The 13,200-nt window shown below is 69.7% G+C and carries 13 protein-coding genes; 8 read left to right on the top strand and 5 right to left on the bottom strand.

Going from position 1 to position 13,200, the window contains the following annotated elements; translation table 11 throughout:
- The 4 genes from egtC (at position 1) to ALI22I_RS32040 (ending at position 2,583) form a co-directional block, all read left to right on the top strand.
- On the top strand, positions 1-750 hold the full coding sequence (gene egtC, locus ALI22I_RS32055; protein WP_077009228.1) for an ergothioneine biosynthesis protein EgtC: 750 nt from the start codon (positions 1-3) through the stop codon (positions 748-750).
- Entirely contained in the window at positions 747-1,721 is a 975-nt protein-coding gene (gene egtD / locus ALI22I_RS32050) for an L-histidine N(alpha)-methyltransferase (protein ID WP_077009227.1), read from the top strand. Before egtC ends, egtD begins: the two co-directional genes overlap by 4 nt.
- Before the next feature lie 103 nt (positions 1,722-1,824).
- Positions 1,825-2,259, top strand: coding sequence for a VOC family protein (locus ALI22I_RS32045; RefSeq protein ID WP_077009226.1), 435 nt, complete (start codon positions 1,825-1,827; stop codon positions 2,257-2,259).
- 12 nt (positions 2,260-2,271) lie between these two features.
- Positions 2,272-2,583 (top strand): hypothetical protein, encoded by a 312-nt coding sequence (locus tag ALI22I_RS32040; RefSeq protein WP_202971110.1) that lies wholly within the window; start codon positions 2,272-2,274, stop codon positions 2,581-2,583.
- A gap of 42 nt (positions 2,584-2,625) precedes the next feature.
- On the opposite strand, the gene ALI22I_RS32035 is transcribed toward ALI22I_RS32040, so the two are convergent.
- Positions 2,626-3,693 (bottom strand): DUF4037 domain-containing protein, encoded by a 1,068-nt coding sequence (locus ALI22I_RS32035; RefSeq protein WP_077009225.1) that lies wholly within the window; start codon positions 3,691-3,693, stop codon positions 2,626-2,628.
- A 110-nt stretch (positions 3,694-3,803) separates the two neighbouring features.
- Between ALI22I_RS32035 and ALI22I_RS32030 the strand changes: the two genes are divergently transcribed.
- A complete protein-coding gene (locus ALI22I_RS32030; protein WP_077009224.1) occupies positions 3,804-5,426 on the top strand; it encodes an alpha/beta hydrolase in 1,623 nt (540 codons plus the stop codon).
- Here ALI22I_RS32030 and ALI22I_RS32025 read toward each other — a convergent pair.
- Positions 5,374-6,330, bottom strand: coding sequence for a hypothetical protein (locus ALI22I_RS32025; RefSeq protein ID WP_143532537.1), 957 nt, complete (start codon positions 6,328-6,330; stop codon positions 5,374-5,376). The genes ALI22I_RS32030 and ALI22I_RS32025 overlap by 53 nt on opposite strands.
- 181 nt (positions 6,331-6,511) lie before the next feature.
- On the opposite strand from ALI22I_RS32025, the gene ALI22I_RS32020 reads away from it, so the two are divergent.
- A complete protein-coding gene (locus ALI22I_RS32020; protein WP_077009222.1) occupies positions 6,512-6,712 on the top strand; it encodes a hypothetical protein in 201 nt (66 codons plus the stop codon).
- A gap of 50 nt (positions 6,713-6,762) precedes the next feature.
- Here the strand turns inward: ALI22I_RS32020 and ALI22I_RS32015 are convergent, their stop codons facing one another.
- Positions 6,763-9,591, bottom strand: a complete 2,829-nt coding sequence (locus ALI22I_RS32015; protein WP_179118435.1) for an aconitate hydratase — start codon at positions 9,589-9,591, stop codon at positions 6,763-6,765.
- A gap of 142 nt (positions 9,592-9,733) precedes the next feature.
- Between ALI22I_RS32015 and ALI22I_RS32010 the strand changes: the two genes are divergently transcribed.
- Positions 9,734-10,480, top strand: coding sequence for an ABC transporter ATP-binding protein (locus ALI22I_RS32010; RefSeq protein WP_238598682.1), 747 nt, complete (start codon positions 9,734-9,736; stop codon positions 10,478-10,480).
- Positions 10,477-11,124 carry a hypothetical protein gene (locus ALI22I_RS32005; RefSeq protein WP_077009220.1) on the top strand — a complete coding sequence of 216 codons (648 nt, stop codon included), beginning with the start codon at positions 10,477-10,479 and terminating at the stop codon, positions 11,122-11,124. The genes ALI22I_RS32010 and ALI22I_RS32005 overlap by 4 nt, the downstream gene beginning before the upstream one ends.
- Positions 11,125-11,165: 41 nt before the next feature.
- Here the strand turns inward: ALI22I_RS32005 and ALI22I_RS51390 are convergent, their stop codons facing one another.
- Positions 11,166-12,737, bottom strand: coding sequence for a proline-rich domain-containing protein (locus tag ALI22I_RS51390; RefSeq protein WP_083752170.1), 1,572 nt, complete (start codon positions 12,735-12,737; stop codon positions 11,166-11,168).
- Entirely contained in the window at positions 12,734-13,189 is a 456-nt protein-coding gene (locus ALI22I_RS31995) for a hypothetical protein (protein WP_077009219.1), read from the bottom strand. The genes ALI22I_RS51390 and ALI22I_RS31995 overlap by 4 nt, the downstream gene beginning before the upstream one ends.
- Positions 13,190-13,200: the final 11 nt, after the last annotated feature.

Below are 13,200 nucleotides of genomic sequence, written 5' to 3'. Positions count from 1 at the left end.
GTGTGCCGCCACCTGGGTTACCTGGGCCCCGCCGTGTCCGTCGCCGCGCTGGTGCACGACCCGCCGAACTCACTGGTCCGGCAGTCGTACGCGCCTGGCGACATGCGCGGCGGCGGCACGGTCAACGTGGACGGCTACGGCGTGGGCTGGTACCCCGCGCCGGGCGGTCCGGCGCTGCGCTACCGCCGGGCGGGCACGATCTGGTCGGACGAGAACCTGCTCGCGCTGAGCCGGGTCACGCTGTCCGGCGCGGTGTTGGCCGCGGTGCGGTCGGCGACGGTCGGCATGCCCGTGGTGGACACGGCGTGCGCGCCGTTCACCGACGGGCAGTGGTTGTTCAGCCACAACGGGCGTATCGCGGACTGGCCGGAGTCCGTGGTGGACATCGCCAAGACGCTGCCGGTGTCGACTTTGCTGACGCTGGAGGCGCCGACCGACGCGGCCCTGCTGTGGGCGTTGGTGCGGTCGCGTCTCGCGGCGGGTGCGGCACCGACCGCCGCGCTCGCCGACGTGGTGTCCGAAGTATCTGCCGCCGCGCCCGGATCGCGGCTGAACCTGTTGCTCACCAACGGAACCGTGCTCGTCGGCACCACGTGGACCCACGCGCTGTGGGTGCGTTTCGGTGACGGCGCGGTGACGTTGGCCTCTGAGCCGCTCGACGACGACCCGCGCTGGAGGGAAGTGCCCGACGGGCACGTCGTCACGGCTGATGTGTCCGCTGTGGACGTTCAACGGATTGGACGACGATGACCGAGCCAGTGCTGGACGTGCACCTGACCCCCGAGGACGCGGCGATCGCGCTGCGCGCCGAGGCGAGGGCGGGGCTGACCGCGCGGCCGAAGTGGGTGTCGCCGAAGTGGTTCTACGACGCGGTCGGCAGCGACCTGTTCGAGGAGATCACCCGGCTGCCCGAGTACTACCCGACCCGCGCGGAGCGGGAGATCCTGGTGTCGCGGGCGCCGGAGATCGCCGCTCTCACGAACGCACACGCGTTGGTGGAGCTGGGTTCCGGCTCGTCGGAGAAGACCCGGCTGCTGTTGAGCGCATTGCGGGAGCACGGCACGTTGAACGAGTTCGTGCCGTTGGACGTATCGCCGTCGGCGTTGACCGACGCGGCGAAGGCGATCATGGCCGACTACCCGGGCCTGCGGGTGCACGGGGTGGTCGGCGACTTCACCGAACACCTCGGTCTGTTGCCCGGCGTGCCGCCGCGGGTGGTGGCGTTCCTCGGCGGCACGATCGGCAATCTCATCCCGGAGGAGCGCGACAAGTTCTTCGCTTCGGTGCGTGAGGTGCTGGACGCGGGGGAGTGGTTGCTGCTCGGCACGGATCTGGTGAAGGACCCCGATGTGCTGGTGCGCGCGTACGACGACGCGCAGGGCGTGACCGCCGAGTTCAACCGGAACGTGCTGCGCGTGATCAACCGGACGTTGGACGCCGACTTCGACCCGGACGATTTCGAGCACGTCGCCTTGTGGAACGCGGAGGAGGAGTGGATCGAGATGCGGCTGCGCGCCCTGCGTCCGGTGAAGGCGCACGTCGCCGCCCTCGACCTGACCGTGGCGTTCGCCGAGGGCGAGGAACTGCGCACCGAGGTGTCCGCGAAATTCCGCCGTGAGGGCGTGACCCGCGAGCTGACCGCCGCCGGTTTCGAACTGCACCGCTGGTGGACCGACTCGGCGGGCCGGTTCGCGTTGTCCCTGGCCCGCGCCGTGGGTTAGCCGTGTCGGATTAGCTGTGTCCGATTAGCCGTGTCGGACGACGGCCCCCGCACCACCGAGCGCGGGGGCCGTCGTCGTGAGCACGCGCCACTATTGTGGACCTATGGCGTCGGTCAAGCAGTTCCAAGTCACCTTCGATTGCGCTGAACCTGAGCGCGTCGCTCGTTTCTGGTGCGAGGTGTTGGGGTACGTCGTACCGCCGCCACCGGAGGGGTTTGCCACTTGGGGCGATTTCGATCGCTCGCTGCCGCCCGAGCGTCAGGGTTCGGCGTTCGTCTGCATTGATCCCTCAGGTGTGGGCCCGCGACTGTACTTCCAGCGCGTTCCCGAAGGGAAGGTCGTCAAGAATCGGGTGCACCTCGACGTGCGGGTCGGCACCGGGCTCGTGGGTGAAGAGCGCCTCGCCACACTGGAGGCCGAGTGCGCACGACTGGTCGCGCTCGGCGCGGTACGCGTGCAACTACTGTCTGCCGATGAGGACAACGAGTCCTGCATCGCGATGCAGGACGTCGAGGGCAACGAGTTCTGTCTCGACTGAGGGTCCGCGAACGTGTCCTCGTTCCGGCGGTGGTCTGCGTCTCACCGAATCCGGCGCGCCGCAGCCGAACCCCGGGTCCGCGCGGCGGTGTTGGGCCTGTGCGGGGCCCTGGCCTCGGCCGAGGACGCCGCGCGGATCACCGTCCCGGTGGAGTTCCTGATGCAGTGGGACGATGAGCGAGTGCCGCGTGACCAGAGCTTGGCGCTGTTCGACGCCTTGGCCTCAGCCGAGAAGACGTTGCACGCCAACCCCGGCAAGCACGGGGAGACCCCGGCCTTCGAGCTGGACAGCACGCTGAGGTTCTTCTCCCGGCACCTCGCCTGATACCGCCGCCTTCAGTCCGCGACGGCTTCAACTCCCTCTATCTCACCAGCTCGTCAGCCCTCTGATCCGGGCCGGGTGCTCCAGGACGTCGGTGCTGTCGATGTACTGGTCGACCGCACCGAACGGCGGCAGGGCGGCCACCTCCGGATCGGTGATCGCGGCACGCAGGGCGGCGGTGAAGCGGTCCGCGCGCAGTACCCGGAACGGTCGGTCGTGGTACGGGCGGGTGGTCGGGTCCACCGGTGCGGCCAGGCCCAGCGCGTTGCACTCGGCCGCGACCAGTTCGTACGCCTTGGCCAGGTGGTCCTCCCGCTCGTGCCAGTCCGTCGCCGCCAGCACGACCCGCAGCACCGGCACCAGATCGGTGTACCGGGCGAACGCGGTCCCCAGCCACTTCCCGTACGGCGGGTAACGGCGGTCCAGCAGCAGCCGCAGCCGCATCAGGTCACGGCTCAACCGGGCCGCCACGACGGCCGACCCGAGCTCGTCCCCGACCTCACCGCAACGCCCGACGAACGCCTCCTCCTGCGAGATCCGCAGCCACTGGCAGGCCAGCACGTACCGCCACACGTCGTCCGGGTACCAGCTCAACGCCGCACGCGCCGTCGCCAGCACGCCGAGCCCGTCGTGGAACACCGCGCCCGCCGTCGTCTCCGCCAACCGCTGCGTCGGTGCGCTCAACCAGTCCCGCACGGTCACGCCGGCACGCGGGTCGAACCCCAGGTGCCGGTCGAACCAGGTGCCCGCATCGGTGACGTCCACCCGGTGGTGCACCGGTCCGTCGGTGTGCGCCATGCGCCGGACATCGCCGTCCTCCGTGCCGACGAAGTGCGTGGGGTACCCCAGGAACGTCTTGGGCAGGTGCTCGGCGAGCGCCGTCCGGATGTCGTCGGCCCGGGTGTCGTCCGGGTCGAGGAACAGTTGCAGCCGAGGTCCCCATTCGTGATCGGCGGAACGCTCGGTGTCGTAGCCCAGCACCTCGGAACCGGCCCCGATCCGGGCCGCGCTGTGCGGCACCTCGCCGAAGTACGCCCTGACCAGCGGCTCGACCGCGTCCCGGTAGAAGCGTTCGGCCAACACCAGGCCCGGCACGAACCTTTTGTCAGACACGAATCCTCCTAATGCGGGTGTTGCTCAACACGATCGAGTGAAAGCCTCGCGCGATGACGTCGCAAAGTCACTGAGGGGCGACGTCGAGTGAACCGAGGGAGCGCAATCACATGCAACTCCGCAACAGAGCGCTGGTTATAGCGCTGGCCGTGGGCACAGCGGTGTCCGGCCTCGTCGGAACCGGCCCGGCCGCAGCCCAGGAGGCCCAGGACGCACAGGGGGGACAGCAAGCTCAGGGCGCCACCCCGATCGCGTGGTCGACCTGCGCGGCGGACGTGCTCGCCGAGATCCCGGCCGCAGAGCGCGACAAGGTCAGCTGCGCCAACCACCCGGTGCCGCTGGACCACAGCAAGCCGAACGGCGCCAAGATCACCGTCGCGCTGATGAAGCGCCCGGCCGCGGACCAGGCCAACAAGATCGGCTCGCTGTTCATCAACCCCGGCGGCCCCGGCGGCCCCGGCCTGATCTACTCCGCGTACGGGGGCTCGTTCTTCCAGCCCGAGATCATGAACCGGTTCGACCTGATCGGGTTCGACCCGCGCGGCGTCGGCCGCAGCTCGCCGTTGCGCTGCTTCAAGACCCTCGAAGAGGCCAACGAGATCTTCGGCCGCATGTCGGCCATCCCGATCACCCGCACCGAGATCCGCGACACCATGGACGCGACCGTGGACTACACGGACGCGTGCGCGCGCAACGCGGGCCCGCTGCTGGACCACATGTCCACCGAGGCCGTGGCGCGTGACCTGGACCTGTTCCGGCAGGGCGTCGGCGACAAGCAGCTCACCTACGTCGGCTTCTCCTACGGCACGCTGCTCGGCGCGACCTACGCCAACATCTTCCCGTCGAAGTCCCGCGCCCTGGTGCTGGACGGCAACGTCGACCCGGCGCTGCGCACGTCGAACGGCGCGGAGTACGACCGGCAGCGCGCGCAGGGCTTCGAACTGGCCCTGGACGCGTTCCTGAAGCGCTGCGACGCCGAGGGCGACAAGTGCGCGTACAGCGACGGTGACCCGCGGGCGAAGTTCGACGAGGTGCGCGACCACCTGCGCACCCAGTCGATCACGTTGCCGTCCGGCAAGGTCGTGACCTACGACGATTACATCGGCCAGGTCGGCGGCGACCTGTACTCGGCGCCCCGGCTCAAGGCGCTGGCCGCGTGGTTGCAGAGCATCTACGCGGTGCTGCACCCGAGCACGGCCGGGGTCGCGGTGCAGGAGCAGGTCGAGTTGCTGCCGCCGTTGGCGAACAAGCGCGGCCTGGCGGACGTGCGGGCCGGGCTCCCGGGCGACACCGAGTACCTGTACGACGATTCGTACTACGGCGTGAACTGCACCGACAAGCCGTTCCTGCGGATTCCGCAGCTGTTCCCGGTGCTGGCCGCCAAGTGGGAGCGGGAGTCGCCCACGTTCGGCCGTGCGCAGGCCGCGTCCGACCTGATGACGTGCCCGACGTGGCCGGTGCCCCACCCGGACCGCTGGGCCGGGCCGTGGAACAAGCGCACGCCCAACCCGGTCGTCGTCGTGGGCAACTACTACGACCCGGCGACGCAGTACGAGTTCTCCAAGCGGATGGCCCGTCAGCTGGGCAACGCGCGGCTGATCAGCGTGGACTCGTTCGGGCACTGCATCCTCGGTGACAGCGCCGGCGCGGACACCGCGGTGACCGACTACCTGGTCAACCTCAAGGCCCCGGCCAACGGTCAGGTGTTCCAGCCGAACGCCCAACCGTTCTAGTGGGTCCGGGTGCGGCCGCCGCGAAAGCGACGGCCGCACCCGCCAGGACCACCGGCCCGATCCCGAACGCCGGGAACAGCTCGTCGTAGTGGACGTACGAGGTCGCAACAGCGGCGTCGCTCATCACGTAGAGCCTCACGGCCCCGTCGTGGTCCTCGGGTAGACCCTCAAGCCCCGCGTCGGGCCACTGCGGCGCGGTCCACCAGCCGAGAACCGGCCACGCCACCAGGCCGATGCCGGTCAGCAGCAACGGGAACCAGACGCCGGGACGTCGTGCGTTCAGGTCGTAGGCCGCGAACACCACGGCCACGACCACCAGCGTCAACGCACCGTGGTGCCACAGCGAACCGACCAGCCCCGCGATCGCGAACCCGTGCCAGGGCCGCACGCGATCCAGCCTGGCGTACGCCAGCACGGCACCGGCGACGATCACCAGCTCCGGGTACGGCTGGGTGTCGAAGGACGGTTCCAACGCCCGGATCTCCTCGGCGGACAACGAGTGCACGCCGTCGGGCCCGGTGACGACCTGCTGGAGGTACCAGACCGCGGTCAGGTAACCCGACGCCGTGATCGCGACGGTCCAGCTGCGCGCCCGCCAAGCCCAGAACCCGAGGCCGATCGCGACCGCCAGCCCGATCAGGAACCGCCACAAACCGAACGTGGACGACCCGATCGAGAGCTCCCACCCGTCGGCCAACCCACCGGACAGCGCGAGTGCGAACGCGGTGGATCCGGTCACCAGCAACGGGAACCAGACGCCCGGCTTCCCGGCGTGCACCTCGCGCGCTTTCACCAGCAAGCCCGCGATCACCAGCGAGATGGTGGCTTCGATCGGCGGACCGTTCTCCCACAGCGGGAGGACGAGCCCGACCGACACCGGTAACGACCACGCAACTGCCCCCATGGGGCCGAAACCCTAGCGGCCTATGAGACACCGGGGTGTGCGGACGTGAGGGACACCGGGTTGGCGCCCCTCACGTCCACGGTCGTGCTACTTCGGCGGCGGCGGGACCAGGCAGGTCACCGGCGTCGACTGGTTGCCCGACGCGTCCACGCCGTAGACGAGGGCGTCGCCGTTGAGCGTGATGCGCCAGTCGAAGCGATACGCGCAAGGCGGCATCAAGCACTACTGGCGTGTCGAGAACAGCGATGGGCAGCCGGTGGTCTACGTGTACGAACTCGACCCCGCCACCACGACTTACGCGTTGACCGGCATCTTCCACGACCGGCTCAAGACCGGTGTTCCGTTCCCCGTGGACATCGCGTTGGACGCGTTGGTCCGATGACGACAAAAGGGCCGCCCACCCGGAGGTGGACGGCCCTTCACGCGCGATGACTAGCTGCGGACCATCTTGCGCAGCACGTACTGCATGATGCCGCCGTTGCGGTAGTAGTCGGCCTCACCGGGGGTGTCGATGCGGACGACCGCGTCGAACTCCACCTTCGATCCGTCCGTCTTCGTCGCCACCACGTGCACCGTGCGCGGCACGTCGCCGTCGTTCAGTGCGGTGATGCCGGTGAAGTCGAAGGTCTCCGTGCCGTCCAGGCCCTGGTCCGCGGCGGACGAGCCGTCGGGGAACTGGAGCGGGAGGACGCCCATGCCGATCAGGTTCGAGCGGTGGATGCGCTCGAACGACTCGGCGATCACGGCCCGCACGCCGAGCAGCGAGGTGCCCTTCGCGGCCCAGTCGCGGGACGAGCCGGAGCCGTACTCCTTGCCCGCCAGCACGACCAGCGGGACGCCCGCCGCCGCGTACGCCTCCGACGCGTCGTAGATGGTGGTCTGCGGCGCGCCCTCCTCCAGGAAGTTCCGGGTGAACCCGCCCTGCACGTCGTCCAGCAGCAGGTTGCGCAGCCGGATGTTGGCGAACGTGCCCCGGATCATCACCTCGTGGTTGCCGCGGCGCGAGCCGTACGAGTTGAAGTCCTTGCGGTCCACGCCGTGCTCGGTCAGGTACTTGCCCGCGGGCGAGTCGCCCTTGATCGAACCGGCGGGCGAGATGTGGTCGGTGGTGACCGAGTCGCCCAGCAGCGCCAGCACGCGCGCGCCGCTGATCTCCGTCACCGGAGCCGGCTCCATCTGCATGCCCTCGAAGTACGGGGGCTTGCGCACGTAGGTGGACTGCGGGTCCCACTCGAACGTCTTGCCGGTCGGCGTGGGCAGCGACCGCCACCGCTCGTCACCGGCGAACACGTCGGCGTAGCCCTTGGTGAAGCCCTCCGGCGAAATCGCCGACGCGACGACCTCGGAGATCTCCTGCGGCGAGGGCCAGATGTCGGCCAGGTACACCGGCTTGCCGTCCTGGTCCACGCCCAGCGGCTCGGTGGTGATGTCCTTGTCCATCGAACCGGCCAGCGCGTACGCCACCACCAGCGGCGGGGACGCGAGGTAGTTCATCTTGATGTCCGGGTTGATCCGGCCCTCGAAGTTCCGGTTGCCCGACAGCACCGACACCGCGGCGAGGTCGCCGTGGCCGATGCCCGCCGAGATCTCGTCCTGCAACGGGCCCGAGTTGCCGATGCACGTGGTGCAGCCGTAGCCGACCAGGTGGAAGCCCAGCTTCTCCAGGTACGGCAGCAGCCCGGCGCGCTCGTAGTAGTCCATGACGACCTTGGAACCCGGCGCGAGCGTGGTCTTGACCCACGGCTTGCGCTCCAGGCCCTTCTCCACGGCCTTCTTCGCCAGCAGCGCCGCGCCGAGCATCACCGACGGGTTGGACGTGTTGGTGCACGACGTGATCGCGGCGATCGCGACCGCGCCGTGGTCCAGCTCGAACTCCGCGCCGTCCAAGGTGACCTTGACCGGGTTGGACGGCCGGCCCTCCGCGCCCTCGGCGGCGGAGGCGAACACGCGCGGCATGCCGTCGCCGTTCTCCGGGTGGCCGTAGGCCGGGGCGTCACTGGCCGGGAACGACTCGTCGGACGCCTCGTCCACCGGGGAGGTGCTGGTGGGCTCGGTGTGCGCGACGTAGGCGCCGAGCGCCTGGCGGAACGCCTCCTTGGCGTTGGTCAGCTCGATGCGGTCCTGCGGGCGCTTGGGGCCGGCGATCGACGGCACGATCGTCGACAGGTCCAGCTCCAGCGTCTCCGAGTACACCGGCTCGGCCGCCGGGTCGTGCCACATGCCCTGTTCCTTGGCGTAGGCCTCGACCAGCGCCAGCTGCTCGGCCGAACGGCCGGTCAGCTTCAGGTAGTCGATGGTCTCGCCGTCGATCGGGAAGATCGCGCAGGTGGAGCCGAACTCGGGGCTCATGTTGCCGATGGTGGCGCGGTTGGCCAGCGGTACCGCGCCGACACCCGAGCCGTAGAACTCGACGAACTTGCCGACCACGCCGTGCTTGCGCAGCATCTCGGTGATGGTGAGCACCAGGTCGGTCGCGGTCGCGCCGGGGGGCAGCTCGCCGTGCAGCTTGAAGCCCACCACGCGCGGGATCAACATGGACACCGGCTGGCCGAGCATCGCGGCCTCGGCCTCGATGCCGCCGACGCCCCAGCCCAGCACGCCGATGCCGTTGACCATGGTGGTGTGGCTGTCGGTGCCGACCAGCGTGTCCGGGTACGCCTGGCCGCCGCGGACCATGACGACGCGCGCCAGGTGCTCGATGTTGACCTGGTGCACGATGCCGGTGCCCGGCGGGACGACCTTGAACTCGTCGAACGCGGTCTGGCCCCAGCGCAGGAACTGGTAGCGCTCCTTGTTGCGCTGGTACTCCAGGTCCACGTTCAGCTCGAACGCGTCCGGCCGGCCGAAGATGTCGGCGATCACCGAGTGGTCGATGACCAGCTCGGCGGGCGCCAGCGGGTTGACCTTCGTCGGATCGCCGCCGAGCTGGGTCACGGCCTCGCGCATGGTGGCCAGGTCGACCACGCACGGCACGCCGGTGAAGTCCTGCATCACCACACGGGCGGGCGTGAACTGGATCTCGGTGTTCGGATCGGCCGAAGGATCCCAGCTGCCCAGCGCGCGCACGTGGTCGGCGGTGATGTTCGCGCCGTCCTCGGTCCGCAGCAGGTTCTCCAACAGGATCTTCAAGCTGTACGGCAGGCGCTCGGCGCCGTCGACCGCGCTCAGCCGGAACACCTCGTACGAGGCGTCGCCGACGGTGAGCGTGCCGCGGGCGCCGAAGCTGTCCTTGCTCGCTGGTGCAGTCACGTGAAACTCCATCTGGTGACGCGCAAAGTCGGTAGGGGAACTACTGCCGAGTCTTCCGCACCGTGTGGTGCGGCGCCCTCTCACCCCAAACAGTACGCGTGTCCTGTATTCCGCTTCAACCCGGTCCTACCTTGATCCGGGCATCATCACACCCGTGGTGCGTCTTGATCGAATCGGTAAGCGCTACGGCCGCGGTCCCTGGGTGCTGCGGGACGTCTCGCTCGCCGTGGAGCCCGGTGAAGTGGTCGTGCTGCGCGGCGGCAACGGCTCGGGCAAGTCGACGCTCCTGCGCATCGCCGCGGGGGTGATGGCGGCGTCGAGCGGCCGGGTGAGCCGGGGGTCGTCGGTCGGGTACGTACCGGAGCGGTTCCCGACCGGGGTGAAGCTGTCCGCGCGCGACTACCTGCGCCACCTCGCCGCCGTGCGGGGCGTGCCGGTGCGGTGGGAGCTGGTGGAGGCGCTCGGTTTCGTCGGCGACCCGTCCGCGCCGATGGCCACCCTGTCGAAGGGCAACACGCAGAAGATCGCGCTGGCGCAGGCGCTGCACGCGACCGACCTGCTGGTGCTGGACGAGCCGTGGTCCGGGCTCGACGCCGCCGCGGCCGGGGTGCTGGGCGAGTTGGTGGCGTCCTCGGAGGCGGCCGTCGTGCTGACCGACCACCACGGGCACGACGTGCCGGGAGCGCGCGAGGTGGCGCTCGGTGCGGTCCGGTCGGGTGGCGTGGTGATCGAACTGGACCGGGTGGGAGAGGCGTTCACGCTGATCAGCTCGTTGGAAGGGGTGTTCGCGGCACGCGAGGTCGGCGGCGGGGCCCGGGTCGAGGTGCGGGCCGGGTTCAGCGACGGCGTGCTGGCCGAGGTGTTGCGGCTGGGCTGCTCGGTGCGGAGCGTGCGGTCGTGACGGCGCTGGTGAAGTACCTGCTGGTGGACGTGCTGCGCACGCAACGCTGGCTGCCGCCGCTGCTGCTGTACGTGGGCGTGCTCGGGATGCTCTACGCCTCCGACGCCGGACCGCCGCTGCCCGCCTACGCGGGGACGTGCGTGCTGGTCTACCCGGTGTCGGTGTGGCTGACGGTGGTGGTCGCGACCGCCGAGGACCCGGTCCGCCGGACGATCACGGTGGTGACGGCGGGCGGTTGGGCACGCGCCCAGGCGGCCGTGGCCGCACTGTCCGCTCTCGCGGCGCTGGGGCTCGCACTGGTCGCCGCGCTGGTGCCGGTGGTGACGCAAGCCCGCCCGTACCCGCTCGCCACGGTGGTGGAGGGGTTCGTGGCGCTGGCGGTGTGCGCGCTGGTCGGTGTGGGTGTCGGCGTGCTGTGCAGCCGTCCCGTGATCACGCAGGTCGGCTGGTCTGTGCTCGCCGCGACCGCACTGGTCGTGCTGGTGTTCCTGTTCGGCCGCACTCCACCCGTGGGCAACGTGCTCTGGTCGCTGTCCCACGACGACGGCGTCACGTCCGCGTTGACACTGTCCGGTGTGCTCGCGGTGCTGTTCGTGGTCGGCGCGACCTGGCTCGGCACAGCGGTCGGCCCCCGCCGAGGGTAGTGCGCGCGACGGGGGCCGACCGGGTGTACGACTGACTTGACCTACTTGATGGCCTTGATCAGCTCGTCGATGTCGGACGGCTGCAGGCCGCGCATCAGCGTCAGGACCAGCTCGCTGTAGGTGCGGAACGGGCTGACGTACCACTTGCCGTCGACCTCGGTGGCGACCACGCCGACGCCGTCCTTGAGGACCTGCGCGCCGACCCGGGCGATCACGTCGATCGCGGCGGACGGGATGTTGCGGCCGCCCTGCTGCTCGACCAGCTGCGTGATCTCGTCCGCGCACAGCCGCTGCGTCTCACCCTGGGCCTTGGCGGTGTAGCAGTCGCCGTCGCGGGTGATCTCGCCGGTCTCGCCCTCGACTTCGAGCACCAGCTTGCGGATGGTCAGCAGCGTGCCGCCGGTGACGTCCTTGGAGTCGGTCTCCAGCTCGATCAGCTTGGCGTCCGTCGCGGGCACCCGGCCGATCTGCTCCAGGATCACCGGGCCGACGTCGTGGAGAACGCCCATCTCGTCCGGGGGCAGCAGCGCGATGACGCCCTCGATGTCACCGGCGAGCGCCTTTTCCACCATGTTCTTCGCGGCGTCGTTGGCCGAGCCCGCGCCGGCCGGCGTGATGCCCTTGGCGGGCCACTTCAGGTCCTCTTCCTCCAGCGCGGCGTTCGCGATGGTGTAGAAGAGGCTCGGGTACCAGTCGTCGCCGACCTTGATGGTGGCGATGCCGATCGGCTTGCCCTTGCGGTCGGCCATCTCCTTGGCGAAGTCGATGGTCTCGGTCTGGGGACCCTTGTTCGCCTCCGCGCCCAGCGCGTCGACCAGCTTGTCGGTCAACGGGACGTCCTTGACGTCCGAGGTGATCGTGATCTTGCCCTCGACCACCTTGTTGATCGTCAGGTGGTCGTTGACCTTCTCCGCGGCGGCGTCGTCGAACTTGACGCCCTCGCTCTTGATCTGGACCCCGCTGACCTTGTTCGGGTCGGCGTCGGGCTTGAGGATCTCCAGCCGCTTGGCCTCGCTGATGGTGGCCTCGGTGTAGTCCTTGCTGATCTTGGCCTCGGCGGGCGCCAGGCCGTTCATGATGCCGAGGATGTCACCGCTGCCCAGCGCGCTGAGCAGGTTGTTCGCCGCGCTGGACGGGCTCTCGGAGCCTGCGGCGACGTCGTCGGAGCTGCGCAGCGCCCACACCGTGGCGGCCGTGCCCGCGGCCAGCGCGATGACGGCGACGATCGCGGTGACGATCAGGCCCGTGCGCTTCTTCTTCGGCGGCTGACCGCCCGCGAAGCCGTACGGCGCCTGGCCGTAGGGCTGCTGGCCGAACTCCTGCTGGTAGCCCGGCTGCTGGGGCTGCGAGAAGCCCTGCGGACCGGTCTGCGGGTAGCCCTGCTGCGGCTGCGGACCCGTCTGCGGGTAGCCGCCCTGCTGCTGCGGACCGGTCTGCGGGTAACCCTGCTGCGGCTGCGGACCGGTCTGCGGGTAACCCTGCTGCGGCTGGGGGCCGGTCTGCGGGTAGCCGCCCTGCTGCGGGTAACCGCCCTGCTGCGGGCCTTGCTGCGGCTGGCCGTACGGGTTGTTCTGCGGTGGCCATTCGCCTCCGCCGCCACCTGGGTACGTCACGGTGCTCCTCCTGGAGTGCTGATCGCTGTGCGGGTTTTCGCGGTGAGCACGGTGATCGCCCCTGCGATCCCCAGCACAGCACCACCGAGGGTGACCACCGGTCCGATCAGGCTGATCCCGACCAGTGCCGCCTCGTTGCCCCCTTGGACGGCGGCAAGTGCCGCCACCGTTCCCACGATCGTGTCAAAAAGCAGGGCGAGGCACGCGGCGAACCGGTGAAATCGCACCGCCCAGAGGAGCACGCAGCACACCGCCAACGGGGTGAGTCCCACCCAAACGCCGCGGACGATCTCGCCCGACACGCCGTTCAACCCGGCGAAACCACGCAGAGCGAGCACCTCGTAACTGGTCCTGGTGACGGTGCCGGATCGCAGCCAGGGCAGGAAGGTCCCGACCACCGCCGTGATCAAACCGATAACTCCGAGCACCGCGCCCGTCCATTTCCTGCGCATTCGGACATGCT

Source organism: Saccharothrix sp. ALI-22-I (assembly GCF_001984175.1).
GTDB lineage: Bacteria > Actinomycetota > Actinomycetes > Mycobacteriales > Pseudonocardiaceae > Actinosynnema.
This window is presented reverse-complemented; position numbering and strand designations above follow the sequence as displayed.